A 22,209-nucleotide genomic window follows, 5' to 3' on the forward strand; every position below is an offset into this window, starting at 1 on the left:
GCATAGGCGCTTGTCGTCCTTCCGGGCGGAACGCTCGTCAGGTGCCGTCCGACACGCGGTCGCGTGCTTTCGCTCGTGGCAGCACAGGCGCACAGGACTACAAAGCTCCTTTGACCGCTGACCGGACCACTCCCTTGAACTCCCCCGTGACCTTCGGCGACACCGACGCCTATCTTTTTCGCGAGGGAACGCACTCGCGGCTCTACGAACGGCTGGGCGGCCGACTGGCCGACAAGGAAGAAGACGGCGCCTTCTTTGCCGTGTGGGCGCCGAACGCAAGCTCGGTCGCCGTCATCGGCGACTGGAACCACTGGGACGGCCATGCCGACCCGCTGTCTCCGCGCCCGGACTCCACGGGCGTCTGGCACGGACAGGTGGCAGCCGCGCGGCACGGTCAAGCCTACAAGTACCGCATCCTGTGCAAGTCCGGAAGGGTGATCGAGAAAGCGGACCCGCTCGCGTACTTCGCCGAAACACCGCCGGCAACCGCATCCAGGCTCTGGTCGCTCGACTACACCTGGGCCGACGACGAATGGATGCGCACGCGCGCGGCCCGCAACAGCCTCGACGCGCCGATTTCGATCTACGAAGTGCATGCAGGCTCCTGGCGTCGCGAAGACGGCCGTCCGATGGATTACCGCGCGCTCACGCATGCACTGGCCGACTACGTCGTCTCGGTCGGCTTCACGCACGTCGAACTGATGCCGATCACGGAGCACCCGTTCTACGGCTCCTGGGGCTACCAGACGACGGGGTACTTCGCGCCGACATCGCGCTACGGCACACCCCAGGACTTCATGTACTTCGTCGACCACCTGCACCAGCGCGGGATCGGCGTCATCCTCGACTGGGTGCCCTCCCACTTCCCGACGGACGCGCACGGGCTCGCCAGCTTTGACGGCACGCATCTCTACGAGCACGCGGATCCGCGCCAGGGCTTTCATCCCGAGTGGAACTCGGCAATCTTCAACTATGGGCGCGACGAGGTTCGCAGCTTCCTCATTTCATCGGCGCTCTTCTGGCTGGCCAGCTATCACATCGACGGCCTGCGGGTGGATGCGGTGGCGTCCATGCTCTACCTGGACTACGCGCGCCAGGGCGGGCAGTGGATTCCCAATCAGCACGGCGGGCGCGAAAACCTCGAAGCGATCGGTTTCCTTCAGGAACTCAATCGCGCGGTGTACCGCGAGCAGCCGGACACTTTCACGATCGCGGAGGAGTCGACCGCATGGCCCAAGGTCTCGCGGCCTACCGACATGGGCGGCCTCGGTTTCGGAATGAAGTGGAACATGGGCTGGATGCACGACACCCTCGCCTATATGCACGAGGATCCGGTGCATCGCCGTTTCCATCACCATCAGCTGACTTTCTCGATGGTCTATGCCTTCAGCGAGAACTTCGTGCTGCCGTTGTCGCACGATGAAGTCGTCTATGGCAAGGGGTCGCTCATCGGCAAGATGCCAGGCGATCCGTGGCGGCAGTTTGCGAACCTGCGCTCGCTCTTTGCCTACATGTGGGCGCATCCGGGCAAGAAGCTGCTGTTCATGGGCGGCGAGTTCGGTCAGCGGCGCGAGTGGACGCATGAAGGGCAGCTCGACTGGGCCTCGCTCGATTCGAGCGAGCACCGGGGCGTTCAGCATCTGGTGGGCGAACTCAATCGTGTCTACCGGGCGGAGCCGGCGCTGCACGAGCTGGATTTCTCCGCGGACGGCTTTCAGTGGCTCGAACCCAACGACAACAAGCAGAGCGTGGTCGCCTTCCTGCGGCGCTCACGCGCGGGCGACTCGGTTCTCGTGGTGTGCAACTTGACACCGGTGCCGCGTCAGAACTACTGTGTCGGCGTGCCTCGGGACGGCACATGGCGGGAGATCCTCAACAGCGATGCCAGTACGTTCGGGGGCTCGGGCTGGGGGAATCTTGGCGCTGTGCAAGCCGCACCGATGCATTCGCACGGACAGAAGTACTCCGTGTGCCTGACGCTGCCGCCGCTTTCCACGCTCTTTTTCAAGGTGCAGTCCGATGCCTAGCGCCCTGCTGTCGCCGCCGCACATGCCCGAACCCGTCGATGCGGCGGACGGCCGGCGCCGCGCTGTAGTCGATGCCGTGCTGCCCGTCGTCGACGGCGGCCGTTTTGCGGTCAAACGCGTCGCGGGCGAGAGCTTTCGGGTGACGGCACATGTCTTCACCGACGGGCACGATGTGCCCCGCGTGATGCTCCAGTGGTGGAAGGACGGCGATGCCTCACGCCACGAGCTGCCGATGAAGCTGCGCTACAACGACGAGTGGCATGCCGACTTCACGCCGCCCATGCCCGGGCGCTACTTCTACACCGTGGTCGCTTGGGTCGACGCGTTCGAATCGTGGCGGCACGAGCTCGTTCGCCGTGTGGATCCGGAAGACATCCGCGTTGCCGCGCGCACCGGAGCGCTCGAGATTTCCGCAGCGGCAGGCCGAGCGAACGGCGATGACCGTCAGGCGCTTGCGAAATGGGCGCGCGCACTTGACGAACGCGCCACCAACCCGGGCGTGAATGCGAACGAGCTCAAGGCGCTCGCGCTTGACGACGAACTGGCCGCCATTGCCACGCGCAATCCCGATCGCAGCCTGGAGGCCCGGTTCGCGGCGGAACTGCCGCTCGTGGCGGATCGCGAGCGCGCCCGCTTCAGCACCTGGTACGAGCTCTTTCCCCGCTCGGCCTCGGACACGCCGGGCGCGCACGGCACCTTTCGTGACGTCGAGAAGCGCCTTCCGCTGGTGGCGTCGATGGGCTTCGACGTGCTGTACTTCCCGCCGATCCATCCAATTGGCCGCCTGCAACGCAAGGGCCGCAACAATGCGCTGGCGACCGAGCCCGGCGACGTCGGCAGTCCATGGGCCATTGGTGCCGCTGAAGGCGGGCACAAGGACATCCTGCCCGCGCTCGGCACGGCGGAAGATTTTCGGCGCCTGGTGGCCAAGGCGGCGGAGATGGGCATCGACGTGGCCATGGACATCGCCTTTCAGTGCGCGCCGGACCATCCCTACGTGAAGGCGCATCCGACATGGTTTCGATGGCGGCCCGACAACACCGTGCAGTATGCGGAGAACCCGCCGAAGAAGTACCAGGACATCTATCCCTTTCACTTCGAGAGCCCGGATTGGCGGGGGCTCTGGAGTGAGCTCAAGTCGGTGCTGGACCACTGGATCGCGCAGGGCGTCACGGTGTTTCGCGTCGACAACCCGCACACCAAGGCCTTCGGGTTCTGGGAATGGGCGATCACGGAGGTCAAGCGCGAGCACCCGGAGGTGATCTTCCTGGCCGAGGCCTTCACGCGGCCGAAGGTGATGCATCGCCTCGCCAAGCTAGGGTTCACGCAGTCGTACACCTACTTCACCTGGCGCAATACGAAGCAGGAGCTGACGGAGTATTTCACCGAGCTCACACGCGGCCCCGGCAAGGACTACTTCAGGCCGAACGTGTGGCCCAACACGCCTGACATCCTTCACGCCGCACTCCAGACGGGCGAAGAAGCCGTATTCAAGTCGCGGCTGGTGCTCGCTGCCACGCTGTCGGCCAACTACGGCATCTATGGCCCGGCTTTCGATTTGATGGAATACAAGCCGCGCGAGCCTTCGAGCGAGGAATACCTCGACTCCGAGAAGTACCAGTTGCGCGACTGGGACTGGAGCCCCGACCGCGGCCTGCGCCCTTTCATTGCGCGCGTCAATCAGATCCGCCATACCAACGCACCCTTGCAGGCCGACGAGAGCCTGCGGTTTCTGGACATCGACAACGACCAGTTGATCGCCTACATGAAGGCCACGCCGGACGGCTCGCACGTCGTAGTGACGGTGGTGAACCTCGATCCGCACAACGTGCAGGCCGGCTGGGTCCATCTCGATCCCGCGCTCGTCGGCGTGGAGGGCGACAAGCCTTTCCAGATGCACGACCTCCTGAGTGACCAGCGTTTCACGTGGCGCGGCGCATGGCACTACATCCTGCTCGATCCGAACCGGTTGCCCGCACACATCCTTGCGGTGCGGCGGCGGGTGCGAGACGAGCGCGATTTCGATTATTTCCAATAGGCGCCCATGAACGCCCCGCTGCCGACACTCGTCCTCGAAACCACCGAGATCGACACCTCCGGCGATCCGACCTGGTACCGCGATGCGGTCATCTATCAGCTCAACGTCAAAGCCTTTCTGGACTCCAATGCCGACGGCGTCGGCGACTTCAAGGGCGTGGCCAGCAAGCTCGACTACGTGAAGGACCTGGGCGTCAACACCATCTGGCTGATGCCCTTCTATCCTTCGCCGCTGCGCGATGACGGCTACGACATTGCCGAATACGAAGACGTGCATCCGCAATACGGCTCGCTGCAGGACTTCCGCGACATGCTGGAAGAGGCGCACAAGCGCGAGTTGCGCGTGATCATCGAACTGGTCATCAACCACACGTCGAGCGAACATCCGTGGTTCAAGGCCGCGCGCACGGCGCCGCCCGGATCGCCAGAGCGCAACTTCTATGTCTGGAGCGACACCGACACGCTCTATGCGGGCACCCGCATCATCTTCACGGACACGGAGAAGTCCAACTGGACGTGGGATCCGGTCGCCAAGGCGTATTACTGGCATCGGTTCTTCAGCCATCAGCCCGACCTCAACTTCGACAACCCCCAGGTGCTCGAAGCGGTGTTTCGCACCATGCGCTTCTGGCTCGACATGGGGGTGGACGGCTTCCGGCTGGACGCCATCCCCTATCTCATCGAGCGCGACGGCACGACCAACGAGAACCTGCCCGAGACGCACGAAGTCATCAAGAAGCTGCGCGCAGCCATCGATGCCAACTACAAGAACCGATTCCTGCTGGCCGAAGCCAACATGTGGCCGGAGGACGTGCGCGGCTACTTCGGCGAAGGCGACGAATGCCACATGGCGTATCACTTCCCATTGATGCCGCGCATGTACATGGCCATCGCACAGGAAGACCGCGACCCGATCGTCGAGATCCTGCAGCAGACGCCCGACATTCCCGAGAACTGCCAATGGGCCATCTTCTTGCGCAACCATGACGAACTGACGCTCGAGATGGTGACCAACCGCGAGCGCGACTACATGTACACGACTTATGCCGCGGACATGCAGGCGCGCATCAACCTCGGCATTCGCCGGCGGCTCGCACCGTTGATGGACAACGACAAGGACCGCATCAAGCTGATGAACAGCATGCTGCTGTCGATGCCGGGGTCGCCCATCATCTATTACGGCGACGAGATCGGCATGGGCGACAACGTCTTCGTCGGCGACCGCAACGGCGTTCGGACGCCCATGCAATGGAGCCCGGACCGCAATGCAGGCTTCTCGCGCGCGGACCCGCAGCGCCTGTACCTGCCGCCGATCATGGATGCGATGTATGGCTACGAGGCCGTCAACGTCGAAGCGCAGTTGCGCGACAAGAGCTCGCTGCTGCACTGGACGCGCCGGATGCTCGCGGTGCGCAAGACGAGCCGGGCCTTCGGGCGCGGGCGCCGCACGTTCCTCAAGCCGGGCAATCGAAAGATCCTCGCCTACATCAGCGAACATGACGACGACGTGATCCTGTCGGTGTTCAACCTGTCGCGCGCGGCGCAGCCGGTCGAACTGGATCTCTCGGCGTTCAAGGGCCGGGTGCCTGTCGAGATGCTGGGCCGCACATCGTTTCCGCCGATCGGCGAACTGCCCTATCTGCTCACGTTGACGTCGCATGGCTTCTATTGGTTCAGGCTCGCCGAGGAGGCCCCCATGCCAAGCTGGCACCAGGAAGGTGTCGCCCTTCTCGACCGCCCCGTGCTGGTGCTCTTCGACGGCTGGACCAGCATCTTCAGGGACCGCGTGGTGCCCTGGCGCATCGGCTTTGCCGACCGGCTGAGTCGGCAGATCGAGACTGACACGCTGCCGCCGCACATCGAAGCCCAGCGCTGGTATGCCACCAAGGGTTCACACATCGAGCGCGCCGCGTTTCGCGACCAGGCAGTCTGGAACATCGACGGCTACAGCTGGATGCTGCCGCTGCTGGCTCTGCAAGGACCGCCCGGCGGTGCCACCTACTTCATGCCGCTGGCTCTCGCGTGGGAAGACCGCGACGAAGAGCGCATGAAATCGCTGCAGCAGGCCGCCATCGCAAAGGTGCGGCAGCAGGCGAACGTCGGCGTCATGGGCGATGCCTTCTTCGACGAGGCGTTCTGCCGCCAAGTCGTTCGCGCCATCGTGCATGAAACGCGGCTTCGCACCGACCACGGCGAGCTTCACTTCCGGCCCACATCGCTGGGGCGGGAGTTTCCCGCTGAAGTCATCGATACGCTGCCCGTGAGTCCGCCCAGCCCGGTCAGCAGCAACACGGTGGTCACGCTCGGCGAAACCCTGTTCCTGAAGGGCTACCGCCAACTGCGCGCGGGCGTCAATCCTGAATTGGAAATGGGCCGCTTCCTCACGGAAGAAGCCGGTTTCGTGCATGGGGTTCCGATTGCCGGCGCGCTCGAATACCTGGGCGAGGACGGCACGGTCATGACGCTCGCGCTGCTGCAGGCCTACGTGCCGAACCAGGGCGACGGATGGGAATACACGCTGGCGTACCTCGAACGTGTGTTGGGCGAACTGCGTGATACCGACGGCGCAACCACGCCCGAGCTGCACGGCGCATTTCTCGCGCTGATCCGCATCCTCGGCGCCCGCACGGCCGAACTGCACAATGCGCTCGCCAAGCGCACTGGCAACGCCGCCTTCGAACCGGTGCCGATGGCGGATGCCGACCTTCAAAAGATCCGCGAAACCGTGCGCTCCGAGGCCGCGGGCACACTCAGGCAGCTCGGCGAATTCGTGCGCACCACGCTGCCCGCCAGCGCGCAGGACGACGCGACGAGACTGCTCGGCATGGGCAAGGCGGTCGATACCTTCGTGGATGGCGTGTATCTTGCAGGCAAGACAGCGTGGCGAACGCGATTCCATGGCGACTATCACCTCGGACAGGTGCTGCTGACGCGAAACGATTTCGTAATCATCGATTTCGAAGGCGAACCCGCACGGCCGATCGAAGAGCGCCGTACCAAGCAATCGCCGCTGCGCGATGTCGCCGGCATGCTGCGCTCCTTCAACTACGCGCGCTGGAGCGCATTGCGCCGCGCTGCCCAGAATGCCGAGGAGCTGGTGCGCCTGGACGCCGCGGCGCGCGCCTGGGAGGGCGAGACGCGAGCCGCATTTCTTTCCGGCTACCAGGAGGTCCTGGCCCCGGAGTCGGGTCCGGTCGACAGGCAGCTTCTCGAACTCTTCGAGCTGGAGAAGGCGTTCTACGAACTGCGCTACGAACTGAACAACCGGATCGACTGGGTGCCCGTTCCGTTGCAGGGAATCCTCGCATTGCTTGAACGAACGGCCGTTCGCTGAGCGCGGACACACACATCACCCGGAGCACGTCCATGGAAAGCCTCTCCATTCATCTCGAGCCGTTGCGCGCCTTCCTGTTCCAGATCGGCGCGTACTTCCCCCGGCTGCTCTTTGCGGTGCTGGCGGTCGCCGTCGGCTGGCTGCTGGCCAAGGCGGCGCGCTTCACCGTGGTGCGCGGCCTGCATGCGTTGAACTTCCACGTGCTCACCGAGCGCTCCGGCATCGACGACTTTCTCCGCAAGGGCGGCATGGTGCAGGACTCGACCGTCGTCTTCGGTGCGCTGGCCTACTGGCTGGTGATACTGATTTCGCTGGTCGTTGCCTTCAACGGGCTCGGGCTCACTTATGCGGCCGACATGCTCGGGCGCGTGATGTGGTTCGTGCCCAATGTGTTCGTCGCGCTGCTGATCCTGGTCTTCGGCGCCTTCTTCGCGAAGTACGTCGGGGACGGAATCAGTGCCTACAGCCGCAACGCCGGCATGCAGGATGCGCAACTGCTCGGCAAGCTGGCGCAATACGCGATCCTGCTTTTCGTGGTGCTCATCGCGCTCGACCAGATCAAGGTCGGTGGCGATATCGTCCGGCAGAGCTTCCTGATCATCCTCGCCGGCGTGGTGTTCGCACTGGCACTGGCCTTCGGGCTCGCGGGCAAGGATTGGGCCGCACGCCGCATCGAGGAGTGGTGGCCGCGCGATCGGCCTCCGCCGCGGCCCGTCGTGCGCGAAACGACCACCCGTGATTTTCCCGGAGCGAACCGCCCGACCGCCGCGTGGCCGCCCCGAACAGACCGTGATCGGCCCCACCCGTGACCAAACGCAATCATGTAGCCCTGACCGCGGTCTGGCCAGGGCGTCCCTACCCGCTTGGCGCAACCTGGGATGGCCAGGGCGTGAACTTCGCGATCTTCTCCAAGCACGCGGAAAAGGCGGAGTTATGCATCTTCGACGACAAGGGGCGGCATGAGCGCCAACGAATCGTGCTGCGCGAGCGCACCAACGACGTTTGGCATTGCTATCTCCCAGAGGCTCGGCCGGGCATGGCCTATGGCTATCGCATCCACGGGCGCTACAAACCCGAAGAAGGCCATCGCTTCAATCCCAACAAGCTGCTGCTCGACCCGTATGCGAAGGACCTGATCGGCGAACTGCGCTGGAGCGACGCCCTCTACGGCTACTCGGTCGGCAGCAAGCGCCAGGATCTGTCGTTCGACCGCCGCGACAGCGCGGCCTTCATGCCCAAGAGCCGCGTGCTCGAAACCGCATTCACCTGGGGCGAAGACCGCCGGCCCGAGGTTCCTTGGCAGGACATGGTCATCTACGAAATGCACGTGCGCGGCTTCACGATGCAGCATCCCGCCATTCCGGAGCACCTGCGCGGCACGTATGCGGCACTGGGGTGTTCGCCGGTCATCGACTACCTGCAGCGCCTGGGCGTGACCACCATCGAGCTGCTGCCGGTGCACGCGTTCATCAACGATCGCCATCTTGCCGACAAGGGCCTTCAGAACTACTGGGGCTACAACACGCTCGGCTACTTCGCGCCGGAAGTGCGCTACAGCGCCTCCGGCAAGGTGAAAGAATTCAAGACCATGGTCAAGACCCTGCACTCGGCAGGCATCGAGGTGATCCTCGACGTGGTCTACAACCACACGTGCGAAGGCAACCACCTGGGGCCAACGCTCTCGATGCGCGGCGTGGACAACATGTCCTACTACATCGCCAATGGCGCGCAGCCGCGCTACTACGACGACTTCACCGGCTGCGGCAACACCGTCAATCTGGAGCAGCCGCGCGCGCTGCAGCTCGTCATGGACTCACTGCGCTATTGGGCCGAGGAAATGCACGTCGACGGCTTTCGCTTCGACCTTGCGTCGGCACTCGCCCGCGAGGCCGGCAAGGTCGAGAACCTGGGCGGGTTCTTCGATGCGATCCGCCAGGACCCGACGCTCAACCAGGTCAAGCTGATCGCCGAGCCCTGGGACCTGGGGCATGGCGGCTACCAGGTCGGCAACTTTCCGCCGGGCTGGGCCGAATGGAATGACCGCTACCGCGACGGCATCCGCGGCTGGTGGAAAGGCGATGCGGGCGTGGCCGGCGAAGCCGCACACCGGCTCTCGGGCTCGCAGGATCTCTACGGCTGGTCCGGCAAGGGGCCGCACGCGAGCATCAACTTCGTCACGGCGCACGACGGCTTCACGCTGCACGACCTCGTCTCCTACAACGACAAGCACAACGAGGCCAACGGTGAAGACAACCGCGACGGCAACAACAACAACCTGTCGTGGAACTGCGGCGCCGAGGGCACGACGGACGACCCTGAAGTCCTCGCGCTGCGCGAACGCCAGAAGCGCAACATCCTCGCGACGCTGCTGCTGTCGCAAGGCGTGCCGATGCTGCTTGCGGGCGACGAGCGCGGCAACACGCAACACGGCAACAACAACGCCTATTGCCAGGACAACGAGTTGTCGTGGCTCGATTGGACCCCTTCTCCGGAAGCCGATTCCCTGCGCGATTTCGTCGCGCTGCTGATTCGCACGCGCCGCATGCATCCATCGTTTCGCCGACGCAGCTTCTTTCGGGGACAGCCCGTTGGCGATGGCCAGCAGAAGGACGTCGTCTGGGTCAAGCCCGATGGCGATGAAATGGCGCCGGCCGACTGGGGCGAGCACGTGCGCTGCCTGGGCATGATGTTCTCGGGCGCGGGCATCATCGACGTGGGGCCGCGCGGCGAATCCCAGCGCGATGACGATTTCCTGCTGCTGCTCAACGCCTACCACGAGCCCCTGCCCTTTACGCTGCCGCCGCGTCCGGGAGCAACCTGGACACGCGTGATCGATACGGCGCGCGAGAGCGCCCTCTCGATGACGCTCGACGAGCCGGCCTATCCATTGCAGGACCGGTCGCTCGCGCTACTGCGGCATACGAGGACCGCGATATGAAACACCAGCATTCGATGCCTTTCGGCGCGGAGGTGTGCCGGGACGGCGTCCGCTTCAAGCTCTGGGCGCCCGATGTTCCAAAGGTCGTCCTCGAATGGTCCAAAGGCGGAGACTGGCGTGAAGCTCCAATGCAGCGCGATGCCGACGGCTGGCACGAACACACGGCGGCGGAGGCCGCTGCCGGCGATCGCTACCGCTACCGCCTGCCCGACGGCCTGCGCGTTCCCGACCCCGCTTCACGCCGCAACCCCGACGACGTCCACGGCCCAAGCGAAGTGATCGATCCGCAGGCCTACACGTGGCGCGACGACGCCTGGTCAGGCCGCCCCTGGCAGGAAGCGGTCATCTACGAAATGCACCTGGGAGCCTTCACCCAGGAGGGCACCTTCGAAGCGGCGAGACAGAGGCTTCCGGCGCTGGCCGAACTAGGCATCACCGCCATCGAGCTGATGCCGATTGCTGACTTCCCCGGCCGCCGCAACTGGGGCTACGACGGCGTCCTCCCCTACGCGCCCGACACCAGCTATGGCACGCCCGAGCAGCTCAAGGCTTTCGTGGACACTGCCCATGAACTCGGCTTGATGGTGCTGATCGACGTGGTCTACAACCATTTCGGGCCGGAGGGAAACTACCTGCATGCCTACTGCCCGCAGTTCTTCAATGCGGCCCACCAGACGCCGTGGGGCCCCGCGATCAACTTCGACGGAGCCGATTCGCGGACGGTGCGGGACTTCTTCATGCACAACGCGCTGTACTGGGTCGAGGAGTATCGATTCGACGGCCTGCGCATGGATGCGGTCCATGCCATTCGCGACGACTCGACGCCGCCCATCGTCGAAGAGGTCTGCGCCGCACTGCAGCAAGGCCCGGGCCGGCATCGGCAAGTGCACGTGGTGCTCGAAAACGACCTGAACCAGGCCCATCGGCTCACCCGCGATGACGAGGGCAAGCCGATTGCCGCCACCGCACAGTGGAACGACGACCTGCACCACGCCGCGCATGTCCTGCTGACGGGCGAAACCGATGGCTACTACGCGGACTATGCGCAGCATCCGCTCGAGAAGTTCGGGCTGGCGCTTGCCCAGGGCTTTGTCTACGCAGGCCAGCCATCCGCGTTTCGGGGGGGCGAACCTCGCGGAGAGCCTTGCGACCATCTGCCGCCTGGCGCGTTCGTATCGTTTTTGCAGACCCACGACCAGATCGGCAATCGCGCCCTGGGTGAGCGCATCGACGTCCTTGCCGCGCCGGACCTGCTTCGCGCCGCCCGAACCTGCGTCCTGCTTTCGCCGCACACGCCGATGTTGTTCATGGGAGAGGAATACGGCGCGCATACGCCCTTCCTTTATTTTTGCGATTTCGGCCCGGAGCTTGCTGCCGCGGTATCGGCCGGGCGGCGCGAGGAATTCGGGCGCTTCGCAGCTTTTGCGGACGAGAAGGCGCGCCTGAAGATTCCTGATCCCAATGGCATGGAGGCGTTTACCGCATCCAAACTCGATGACGCCGAACGCGCGCAGCCTGAGCACGCCAAGGAACTCCAACACACGCGCGCGGTGCTTGCCGTGCGCCATGCCGAGCTTGCGCCGCGCTTCGGCCATGGAACTCAACTGGTGCAATGGTCGGTCGAAGGCGATGCGCTTCGGCTGGTGTGGTCACTGGGCAAAGGCCTCAACGGAAACGCCCAGCCATCGCTTCTGCACCTCGTTGCGAACTTCGGGACCACGGACGCTCAGGTGGCATGGCCGCCCGGCCGCGTCATCTACAGGCTGCCCGCAACCCAGGAGGCCGCAAGCGAGGCCCAGCTTCCGCTCGTGCCTGGCGGTGTCTGCGCATCGATCGAGGAGTTGCCGGATGCCTGAACCCGGCTTCACGGACGACGAGGTCTCGAGCATCCGGCGCTTGTGCGAGCGCTACCGCATCGCGCCTGAATTCGAAGACGCATTCGGCAACCGCCATTCAGTGTCGAACGAAGGGTTGGCGGCGCTGTTGCTCGACGCAGGCTTCGTCGAGCGCGAGCCGCGGGCCGATTTCAGCGCAGCCGACGCGGCCGCCGAACGCGCCACATGGCAGCGTGCGTTGCCGCCGACGTTGATTGTTGCTTCGGGCTCGCAGTCATTGTTCGTCTCCGACGTGAGGCTGCCGACCTCGACAGGGCGCATCGAATGGCGGCTGGTCGACGAGCAAGGTGCCGTGCATGAAGGCGCGGCAGAGACGAGGGATCTGCACGCGGCGCAGCATGCCGACATAGCCGGCATCGCCTATGCACGCTACGAGCTTTCGATTCCGCTGGCGCTGCCCGACGGCTATCACCGCCTGAGCCTCGGTGGCCTGCAGAGCGAATGCCTGGTGATCTGCGCGCCTGCGCAGTGTCATCGTCCGCAGATTCTCGAAGAGGGTCGTGCCTGGGGATTCACCCTCCAGCTCTACGGGCTCCGTTCCGCGCGCAACTGGGGGATCGGCGATTTCAGTGACCTGAAGGACTTCGTCGCGCGGGCCGCACACGCAGGCGCCGAGTTCGTGGGACTCAATCCGCTTCATGCGCTCTTTCCGCACGATCCGGCTCGCACGAGCCCCTACAGCCCTTCGTCGCGGTCGCAGCTCAACGTGCTCTACATCGACGTGGAAGCGGTGCCGGATTTCGCCGACTGTGCCGGCGCCCGGCAAAGGGTCCGGTCGCCTGCGTTCCAGTCGCGCCTCGCGGAACTGCGCGACGCATCGCTCGTCGATTACGCCGGCGTTGCGGCGCTGAAGCACGAAGTGCTGGCGATGCTCCACAGCCGCTTCGGCGAACGCGATGACGGCGACCCGGAGGCGCAGGCCTTCGCGCGATTTTGTGAACAGGGCGGAGAGGCATTGCGCCAGCACGCGCTGTTCGAAGCCCTGCAGGCGCACTTCCACGCTGCGGATGCGAACGTCTGGGGCTGGCCCGTGTGGCCTGAGCCCTACCGCGATCCGGCCTCGCCGGCCGTGGCGGACTTCGCAAGAGAGCACGGCGCTGAAGTCGGCTACTTCGAATACCTCCAGTGGCAGGCTGCGCGGCAGCTTCAGGCGGTCGGAGCGCAGTGTGCCGTATCGGGCAAGGCCATCGGCCTCTATCTCGACCTCGCTGTATCGGCCGATCGAAGCGGGTCGGACGCCTGGCGCCATCAGCAAAGCTTTGCACGCGACGTTCGCGTCGGCGCGCCGCCCGATGCCTTCAACCTCGAAGGCCAGAACTGGGGCTTGCCGCCGCTGCGGCCCGACCGCTTGCGCGAGGGAGGCTACAAGCCCTTCATCGAAGCGCTGCGCGCCAACATGCACGAGGCCGGCGCCATTCGCATCGACCACGTGATGATCCTGATGCGCCTTTTCTGGATCCCCGCCGACGGCGCCGCGCGCGATGGCGCCTACGTGAGCTATCCGGTCGAAGAGCTCTTCGCGGTGCTTGCACTGGAGAGCCAGCGCCACCGCTGCCTGGTGATCGGCGAAGACCTCGGCACGGTGCCCGAGGCCATGCGCGAGACGCTGCGCCGCTTCGGCGTGCTGTCGTATCGGGTGCTCTACTTCGAGCAGGAAAGCGACGGTGCATTTCGCGCACCGGCGGACTATCCGCGCGACGCGATCGCGGCCGTCAGCACGCACGATCTCGCGACGTTGGCAGGCTGGTGGTCGGCGCACGATCTCCAGACGCGCTTCGAACTCGGCCTGATCGCCGACCGGGAGACCCTGGCGCACCAGACGCTGGAGCGCGCCCATTCGCGCGCGCGCCTCAAAGAGGCGATGCAACGCCACGCACCCGAACTCGCGGCCAGCCTGAGCACGGCGTCGGGCAATGGACCGCTGGATTCCGGCGGTATCACAGCGGTGCACGCCTTTCTTGCGGGCGCCCCATCGAAGCTCATGGCGCTTCAGCTCGAAGATGCGCTGGGCAGCGTCCAGCAGGCGAATCTGCCGGGCACCGTCGACGAACATCCGAACTGGCGCCGCAAGTACGGCCCCACTGTCGAGGCGCTCTGGCGGGAGGCCGGCGTCCAAAAGATCTGCGCCGCACTCTCGCAAGCCCGCCCGCTCGCCCGCGAACGCCCTGCGGAGACTTCGAACCTGCCGCTGCGCGTGCCGCGCGCCACCTACCGGCTGCAGTTGCACAGCAGGTTCACCTTCGACGACGCGGCGCGCATCGTTCCGTATCTCTCGAAGCTGGGCGTGAGCCACGTCTATTGCTCGCCGATTCACCGGGCGCGGCCCGGCAGCATGCATGGCTATGACGTGGTCGCGCACGATGAGATCAATCCCGAACTCGGCGGCATGCCTGCATTCGAACGCTTCACGCGTGTGCTCAAGGACCACGGGATGGGGCAGCTCATCGACCTCGTCCCCAATCACATGGGCGTGCTCGGCACGGACAACCGCTGGTGGATGGACGTGCTCGAAAACGGAACGGCCTCGCCGTACGCATCGCACTTCGACATTCAATGGGAGGCGCTGGCGCCGGGGCTGACCGGCAAGGTGCTGCTGCCGGTGCTGGGCGATCACTATGGCGCGGTGCTGGAGCGTGGTGAACTCCAGTTGCGCTGGGAGCCGGCCAAAGGGGCGTTCGGCGTTTGCTACTTCGATCACTTCTTTCCGCTGGCGCCGCAGACCTTCTCGCTCATCCTCGACCGCGCCGCGACGCGCGTCCACGACCAGAAGGCCGCGGCACTGCTGGGTGCCATCGCGGAGTCATCGCGCGAAATGCCCTCGGTGTCTGGCGAGGACGCCGATGCTGTCGCCCGGCGCGCAAGGGACAAGAAGGTCCTCGCGGACCGACTCGCCGCACTGGAGTCCGAAACCCCCGCCGCCGCGCGGGCCGTGGATGCAGCAGTGCATGCGCTCAACGGCCACGATCAGCGCCAAGCCATGCACGAGTTGCTGGAGGCACAGTCCTATCGGCTCGCTCATTGGCGCACAGCGGCCGACGAGATCAACTACCGCCGCTTCTTCGACGTGAACGAACTCGCGGCGCTTCGCACGGAGCGCGTGGAAGTGTTCGAAGCGACGCACGCGCTCGCGCTGAACCTTGCGGCGCGCGGCTGGGTCGACGGATTGCGCATCGACCATCCCGATGGCCTGCAAGACCCCGCCTGCTATTTCGATCGGCTGCAGGATGGTTTCGTGGCGCGCGTCGGGAAGAAGTCCCGCGGCCGGGACGCCAACGGCCGGCCCGAGTGCCCACTCTACGTGGTCGCCGAGAAGATCGCCGCGCCGCACGAAGACGTGCCGGTGTCCTGGGCCATCCACGGCACGACAGGCTATCGCTTTGCGAACCTGGCGAATGCAGTGCTCGTCGATCATCGGGCCGCGGATCGCCTGACGCGGATCTGGCGCGGCTTCACGGGCATGCACGAACGCTACGAAGACGTGGTGTATTTCGCCAAGCGTGAAGTCGCCCACGGCACACTCGCCTCCGATCTCGAAGTCCTGGCGAATGCATTGCTCGACATCGGGAAGAGCCACCACCGGACCCGCGACCACACGCTCAACACGTTGCGCGAGGCCATTGCCACCGTGGCCGCCTGCATGACCGTCTATCGCACCTACAACGCCGAGGAAGCGAGCGCACAGGACCTGCGCTACATCGACCAGGCCATCGATGCCGCCCGCGAGCGATTGCAATTGCCGGACCCATCGGTGTTCGGGTTCCTGCGCGATGCGCTGCTCGGTCTGCCGCCCGACGGACGCGAATCACCACTGCGCACCGCGGCAGTGCGGTTTGCGAGACGGTTTCAGCAGTTCACCGCACCCGTCGCGGCCAAGGGCGTGGAAGACACGGCCTTCTACCGCTACTTTCCGCTGAGCGCAGTCAATGAAGTGGGCGGAGAGCCGAACCAGATCGGCGTGCCGGTCGCGGAGTTTCATGTGGCCAGCGACGACCGGCGAAAGCGTTGGCCGCACACGATGCTGGCAACCTCCACGCACGACAACAAGCGCTCCGAAGACGTTCGGCTGCGCATCGACGTGCTGTCGGAATGCCCCGGTCTCTGGCGGCTCGCGCTGCGAAGGTGGCGGGCGTTGAACGCCCCGCTGCGCGGCAGCGTGACGCCGGTGCACGAGTACCTGCTCTACCAGACGCTGCTTGGAACCCTGCCGGCGGCGAAGGCCAACGCAGCCGACCTCGAAGCCTACATGGCGCGCATCGTCCGCTACATGGTGAAGGCGGCACGCGAAGGCAAGGCCGCGACGAGTTGGACCCGTCCGGACACTGCCTATGAAGAAGCGCTGGAAAGCTTCGTTCGTGGAATCCTTGCGCAAGACGCGCGCACGGACTTCCTCGCCGATCTGCAACACGGAGTGGCCGCACTGGACCGGTACGGTGCGCTCAACGACATCAGCCTGACGCTGCTGAAGTTCAGCTCGCCGGGGGTGCCCGACATTTACCAGGGCTGCGAGCTCATCGACCGCAGCCTCGTGGATCCGGACAACCGGCGTCCGGTCGACTACGAGGACCGCCAGCGCCGGCTGCAAGAACTCGAAGCGCTCGCCCAGGGCGGCGATCTGGAGACGGCGGTGCGGGGCCTCGCAGAATCGGCAGCCGATGGGCGCGCCAAGCACTGGCTGACTTGGCGACTTCTCGGCTTGCGCGCGCGTGAACCCGACCTGCTCAGCGAAGGCAGTTATGTGCCGCTCGAAATCCGCGGCACGCAGTCACACCACCTGATCGGCTTCCTGCGCTGCCACGAAGGCCGCGTTGCCATCTCGCTCACGGTGCGCCTCTTTGCTTCGTTGAACGACCTGGGCCGTCCGCGCTTTCCGGGCCCGACCGCGGTGCCGCCAGCCGAAGCATGGGGCGATACGCGGGTCGTCCTGCCTCCGGAGATCGACACGCTTTTGTTCGAAGACTGCATCACAGGCGCCCGGCACACCTTGGGCGCTGGTGAGCACGCGGCCTCGGCATTGCTCCGGGCTTTTCCAGGCGCGCTGCTCGTCGGCGGATAGCTCTCAGTGCGCAGGAACCAGGAAGTCCTGGCTGATCCGCCAGCCGAGTTCATTCACCCGGTCGAGGAACTGCGTCAAGTACGCGTGCAGACCAGTCGCAAGAATCTCATCGACCGTTGCGTACTGCAGGTCCGCCAGCAGCTTGCCCGCTCGGCGCTGGGTCTCGGAGCTCTGCTCGTTCTTGACCTTGTCGAGGTTGCTCACCACCTCATGCAGGCTCGCATGCAATGAACGCGGCATGTCCGCACGCAGGATCAGCAGTTCGGCCACGCGCTCGGGCTTGATCACGTCGCGGTACACCTTGCGATAGACCTCGAAAGCCGAGACGCTGCGCAGGATCGCGCTCCAGTGATAGAAGTCGTATTCCTGGTCTTCCTCGGTGGCGGTGCCGAAGAACTCGCTGTTGAGCGCATGGAACTTCACGTCGACCAGCCTTGCGGTGTTGTCGGCGCGTTCGATGAAGGTGCCCAGGCGCGAGAAGTAGAAGGCCTCGTCCTGCAGCATGGTGCCCAGCGTCACGCCGCGTGAAAGATGCGAGCGGAACTTGACCCATTCGAAGAACTGCGCCGGATCGCGCTCGAACTCCCTGTTGCGCAGCATGCGATTGACTTCGAGCCAGGTGGTGTTCTGCGTTTCCCAGGCTTCGGTGGTGAGCGCGCCGCGCACCGCACGGGCGTTCTCGCGCGCCGCGCGCAGGCACGAGAGGATGGACGATGGATTCGACTCGTCCTTGACCATGAACTCCATGACCTCGTCGGGTTTGAAGCCCTCGTGCTTCTCGTTGTAGAGCGGCAGCAGTTCGCTGATCGACAGAAGGCCCTGCCAACCGTACTTGGCGACTTCGGCAGATTGCGGCAGCAGCGATGTCTGGTAGTTGACGTCCAGCATGCGCGCGGTGTTCTCGGCGCGCTCGGTGTAGCGGGACATCCAGTAGAGGTGATCGGCGGTGCGTGACAACATGATCTGAAGGGCTCCGTTGATCAGGACGACTGCGTCTGGGTTTGCGTTTTGGTTTGCGTTTGCGCCGCTCCGGCCCGGGCGGCGCCGTTGCGGTCCGCTTCGAGAATCCAGGTGTCCTTGGTGCCGCCGCCCTGCGACGAGTTGACGACCAGCGAGCCCTCCTTGAGAGCCACCCGCGTGAGGCCGCCCGGCACCATCTGCACTTCCTTGGCCGACAGCACGAAGGGCCGCAGGTCGATGTGGCGCGGCGCGATGCCCGATTCAACGAAAGTCGGCGAGCTCGAAAGGCTCAGCGTCGGCTGGGCAATGTAGCCGTCGGGCTTTGCGAGCACCGCCTTCTTGAAGTCTTCGATCTCGGCCTGCGTCGCAGCGGGCCCGATGAGCATCCCGTAGCCACCCGCGCCATGAACTTCCTTGACCACGAGGTCCTTCATGTTGGCGAGCGTGTAGTCGAGGTCGTCCTTGTTGCGGCACATGTAGGTGGGCACGTTCTTCAGGATCGGCTTTTCGCCGAGGTAGAACTCGACCATCTTCGGGACGTAGGGGTAGATCGACTTGTCGTCCGCCACGCCGGTGCCCACCGCGTTGCAGATGACGACGTTGCCTTCGCGGTAGGCGCGCATCAGGCCGGGGCAGCCGAGCGTGGACGTGGACCTGAAGACTTCGGGATCGAGGAAATCGTCGTCCACCCGGCGGTAGATGACGTCGACGCGCTTGGGGCCGCGCGTGGTGCGCATGTAGACGAAGTCGTCCTTGACGAAGAGGTCCTGCCCCTCGACCAGCTCGATGCCCATCTGCTGCGCGAGGAAGGCGTGTTCGAAATAGGCGCTGTTGTACATGCCCGGGGTGAGCACCACGACCGTCGGCTCGGCCGTTGCGGGCGGCGCGGAGGCGCGCAGCGTTTCGAGCAGAAGGTCAGGGTAATGCGCCACCGGCGCGATGCGGTTCTGGCTGAACAACTCCGGAAAAAGCCGCATCATCATCTTGCGGTTTTCCAGCATGTAGCTCACGCCGCTGGGTACGCGGAGGTTGTCTTCGAGCACGTAGTACTCGCCGTTGCCCGCCGAGTCGGGCGCTCGCACGATGTCGATGCCGGAGATGTGGGAGTAGATGTCGTTCGGCACCTTCACGCCCGCCATTTCGGGGCGGTATTGCGCGTTGTTCAGGATTTGCTCGGCCGGAATGACGCCGGCCTTGATGATTTCCTGGCCGTGGTAGACGTCATGGATGAAGCGGTTGAGCGCTGTCACGCGCTGCACGAGGCCCTTTTCCATCGAGGCCCACTCGTGCGCGGGGATGATGCGCGGAAGCAGGTCGAACGGGATCAATCGCTCGGTGCCCGAGCCGTCCTCGTCCTTCGCGCCATAGACGGCAAAGGTGATCCCGACCCGGCGGAAGATCATTTCCGCCTCCTCGCGCCGCGATCGCATCACCTCTGCGGGCTGCTTCGCGAGCCATTGGTCGTATCGCTTGTAGTGGCTCCTGACGGCAGCGCCGTTGTAGGGCAGCTGCTCATACATCTCGTCGAATTTGTGCATGGACGACCAATCTCCTTGCCCGTAGCTTAGCAAGTTCAAGGCCAAACAACGGCGGAAGATGACGAAACGTCGTGGTGCCAATAGCGCCGTGCAGCCTGGCGGCGACAGCTCACCTCGCCCGGCACGAGGCTGGACCACAACGCGGCCCCACAGTGCGGCGTGTCCACCAGGGCGATGCCGCGCTGGGCATAGCGCTGCACCACTTCCGGCGCCGGATGTCCAAATCGATTCCGCCAGCCGGCCTGGACCAGCGCGATGCGCGGATTCACCGCATCCAGCAGCAGCGGGCTCGACGAGGTCTTGCTGCCATGGTGCGGAACCAGCAGCACGTCCGCCCGCAGATCGGCGTTGCGCACGACGAGGGCGGCTTCCTGCAGGCGCTCGATATCTCCCGCCAACAACGCAGTCGCACGGCCGTTGGAGATGCGAAGCACGCACGAGACCGCATTCGGCCGGGTGAAAAAGATGTACTCGTTTTCCCCCGGATGGAGGATTTCGAAATCCACGCCGTCCCAGGACCAGCGCTGGCCCGAGAGGCACCGCCGGGCGGGCCGCAGCTGCTGCAGCGGATGGTCGGCCTCGATCGAGCTGAGCAGTTCAGCCTGCGCTTGCGATGCAAGTACTGTCGGCGCGCCGCCGGTGTGGTCGCTGTCGCGATGGCTCAGAACGACGGTGTCCAGGCGCTCGCCCAATGCTTTCAGCAGGGGCACGAGCACGCGGCTGCCGGCATCGGTTTCGAGGCTGTAGCGCGGCCCCGCGTCATACAGCAGGCTGTGGGCGGCCGTGCGCACCAGCACTGCGTTGCCCTGCCCCACGTCGGCTGCGAGGAGTTCGAACTCGCCCGCTGCAGGGCGCGGCGCCTGCCATAGCAGCACGGGCAGCAGCAAGGGCAAGCCCAGGGCGCGCATCGACCACGGCAATCGCATGACGAGCAGGAGCCCGCCCGCGATTCCGCCGATGGCCATCCAGAGCGGCGGGGCGGCCATCGACACGGTCGCGAACGGCCAACGCGCTAGCCATTGCAGCAGCACCGACAACCCCTGCACGGCCCACGCGGCCGCTTCCCATACCGGGGGCACGAGCATGCCGACCATCGCCAGCGGCGTGACGACGAGCGTGACCCAGGGAATCGCCACCGCATTGGCAGGCAGACTGACGACTGAAATCTGCTGGAAGAACAACAGAGTCAGTGGCGTCAGGCCCAGCGTGACGACCCATTGCTCTCGAAGCAGTCGTCCCAGTCGGCTCCGAGCAGCGCCATTCGCGCCGTTCACACCCTCCAAGCCGTCCACCCCAGAGGCGAACAGCACGCCCACTGCCACGAAGCTCAGCCAGAACCCGGCCTGCATCAGCGCCCATGGATCGAGCAGCACCACGACCGTGCAAGCCAGCAGCCAGACGCAGGGCCATGGCCAGCGCCTGCCGGACAAGCGCAGCAAGGCAACGGCGGCGAGCATCCACACCGTGCGCTGCGAAGGCAAGCCCCATCCGCTGAACAGCGCGTACAGCGTTGCGAGCGCAACGCCGCCGAGCAGCCCAGCGTGCTGGGCCGGCCACGTCAGCATCCAACGTCCGCTGCGGCGCCAAAGCACGCCGACCACACGCGCCGCGAGCCAGGCGAACATCGTGACGTGAAGTCCGGAGATGGCCATCAGGTGCGCAACACCAGTTGCCCGGAAGACGTCCCAGTCGGCCCGATCGATGGCGTTCTGGTCTCCGGTGACGAGCGCCGCGATCACGCCGGCCGCCTGCCGGTCCGCAACGCGCTCGAAGATCGCATCGCGCACGGACTCGCGCGCACGTTCCATCGGATAGCGCCACGTCTCGCCAAGACGCTCCGGGCGGGGATCACGCGGGCCGGTGCGCACGTAGCCCGTCGCCTGCACGCCCAGCTCCCATAGTCGAAGCTCGTGGTCGTAGCCGTGCGGATTGAGCTGCCCGTGCGGCGCCTTCAGGCGAACAACGAACTGCCAGCGTTCACCCGCATGCACAGGGGCGAGGGCGACAGGGGCAACCGTATCCGCGTACCAGCCCAGCGCAAGGCGCGACGGCACTCGAGGCGGCGTGCCCTCCACCGATGCATCCGCCCAGCGCGCCGATTCGACCTCGAATGCAAAGCGCAGACCGCTTTCGCTGTGCTGGGGCATCTGCGCCACCAGGCCGGTGACCCACACATCACGACCCTCCATCGCCGGATGCATTGCATCGTTCACATAGGCAGCCGCACGCCAGCCCGCGAGGCCCGCGCCAGCCAGGGCCCCCATCAGCACCGCCGACGCCAGAGCACCGAAACGGATGCGCGGAAGCCATCTCCGTGTCGAGGCGCCGATGAGCGCAGATGCGACCATCCCCGCGTACGAGGGCCATGGCCACAACGCCGCCTGCTGCAACTGCAACGCCGCACCCCAGACCGAACCCGCCATCGCG

At 65.3% G+C, this 22,209-nt stretch carries 10 protein-coding genes; 7 read left to right on the plus strand and 3 right to left on the minus strand.

Annotated elements, in window-relative coordinates:
- Window positions 1-110: 110 nt before the first annotated feature.
- From glgB to treY, 7 genes are read left to right on the plus strand one after another with little or no spacing between them, the layout of a single operon-like run.
- A complete protein-coding gene (glgB, locus tag AC1DSF_RS05135; protein ID WP_478123782.1) occupies window positions 111-2,027 on the plus strand; it encodes a 1,4-alpha-glucan branching protein GlgB in 1,917 nt (638 codons plus the stop codon).
- On the plus strand, window positions 2,020-4,065 hold the full coding sequence (locus AC1DSF_RS05140) for an alpha-1,4-glucan--maltose-1-phosphate maltosyltransferase (RefSeq protein WP_478123783.1): 2,046 nt from the start codon (window positions 2,020-2,022) through the stop codon (window positions 4,063-4,065). Before glgB ends, AC1DSF_RS05140 begins: the two co-directional genes overlap by 8 nt.
- A 6-nt stretch (window positions 4,066-4,071) precedes the next feature.
- The gene (gene treS / locus AC1DSF_RS05145; protein ID WP_478123784.1) at window positions 4,072-7,398 is read left to right on the plus strand and encodes a maltose alpha-D-glucosyltransferase; all 3,327 of its coding nucleotides are present in this window, start codon (window positions 4,072-4,074) and stop codon (window positions 7,396-7,398) included.
- 32 nt (window positions 7,399-7,430) lie between these two features.
- On the plus strand, window positions 7,431-8,207 hold the full coding sequence (locus AC1DSF_RS05150) for a mechanosensitive ion channel family protein (RefSeq protein ID WP_478123785.1): 777 nt from the start codon (window positions 7,431-7,433) through the stop codon (window positions 8,205-8,207).
- Window positions 8,204-10,336: a glycogen debranching protein GlgX gene (gene glgX, locus AC1DSF_RS05155; RefSeq protein WP_478123786.1), complete on the plus strand. Its 2,133-nt coding sequence runs from the start codon at window positions 8,204-8,206 to the stop codon at window positions 10,334-10,336. Before AC1DSF_RS05150 ends, glgX begins: the two co-directional genes overlap by 4 nt.
- The gene (gene treZ / locus AC1DSF_RS05160; RefSeq protein WP_478123787.1) at window positions 10,333-12,192 is read left to right on the plus strand and encodes a malto-oligosyltrehalose trehalohydrolase; all 1,860 of its coding nucleotides are present in this window, start codon (window positions 10,333-10,335) and stop codon (window positions 12,190-12,192) included. Before glgX ends, treZ begins: the two co-directional genes overlap by 4 nt.
- Window positions 12,185-17,284 (plus strand): malto-oligosyltrehalose synthase, encoded by a 5,100-nt coding sequence (gene treY / locus AC1DSF_RS05165; protein ID WP_478182426.1) that lies wholly within the window; start codon window positions 12,185-12,187, stop codon window positions 17,282-17,284. The genes treZ and treY overlap by 8 nt, the downstream gene beginning before the upstream one ends.
- Window positions 17,285-17,287: 3 nt before the next feature.
- Here treY and AC1DSF_RS05170 read toward each other — a convergent pair whose 3' ends face one another.
- Genes AC1DSF_RS05170 through AC1DSF_RS05180 form a run of 3 tightly spaced genes read right to left on the minus strand, consistent with a single transcriptional unit; the run spans window position 17,288 to window position 22,205 of the window.
- Window positions 17,288-18,244 carry an alpha-E domain-containing protein gene (locus AC1DSF_RS05170; protein ID WP_478123789.1) on the minus strand — a complete coding sequence of 319 codons (957 nt, stop codon included), beginning with the start codon at window positions 18,242-18,244 and terminating at the stop codon, window positions 17,288-17,290.
- Window positions 18,245-18,264: 20 nt separating this feature from the next.
- Window positions 18,265-19,782: a circularly permuted type 2 ATP-grasp protein gene (locus AC1DSF_RS05175; protein WP_478123790.1), complete on the minus strand. Its 1,518-nt coding sequence runs from the start codon at window positions 19,780-19,782 to the stop codon at window positions 18,265-18,267.
- A 35-nt stretch (window positions 19,783-19,817) separates the two neighbouring features.
- The gene (locus tag AC1DSF_RS05180; RefSeq protein WP_478123991.1) at window positions 19,818-22,205 is read right to left on the minus strand and encodes a DNA internalization-related competence protein ComEC/Rec2; all 2,388 of its coding nucleotides are present in this window, start codon (window positions 22,203-22,205) and stop codon (window positions 19,818-19,820) included.
- Window positions 22,206-22,209: the final 4 nt, after the last annotated feature.

Source organism: Variovorax sp. 01N429, from assembly GCF_056399425.1.

Bases quoted from the DNA above. Each gene is read 5' to 3' on its own strand.
- AC1DSF_RS05170 (WP_478123789.1), bottom strand. From the start codon at position 18,244: ATGTTGTCACGCACCGCCGATCACCTCTACTGGATGTCCCGCTACACC.
- treZ (WP_478123787.1), top strand. From the start codon at position 10,333: ATGAAACACCAGCATTCGATGCCTTTCGGCGCGGAGGTGTGCCGGGAC.
- AC1DSF_RS05140 (WP_478123783.1), top strand. From the start codon at position 2,020: ATGCCTAGCGCCCTGCTGTCGCCGCCGCACATGCCCGAACCCGTCGAT.
- AC1DSF_RS05150 (WP_478123785.1), top strand. From the start codon at position 7,431: ATGGAAAGCCTCTCCATTCATCTCGAGCCGTTGCGCGCCTTCCTGTTC.
- AC1DSF_RS05180 (WP_478123991.1), bottom strand. From the start codon at position 22,205: ATGGCGGGTTCGGTCTGGGGTGCGGCGTTGCAGTTGCAGCAGGCGGCG.
- treY (WP_478182426.1), top strand. From the start codon at position 12,185: ATGCCTGAACCCGGCTTCACGGACGACGAGGTCTCGAGCATCCGGCGC.
- AC1DSF_RS05175 (WP_478123790.1), bottom strand. From the start codon at position 19,782: ATGCACAAATTCGACGAGATGTATGAGCAGCTGCCCTACAACGGCGCT.
- treS (WP_478123784.1), top strand. From the start codon at position 4,072: ATGAACGCCCCGCTGCCGACACTCGTCCTCGAAACCACCGAGATCGAC.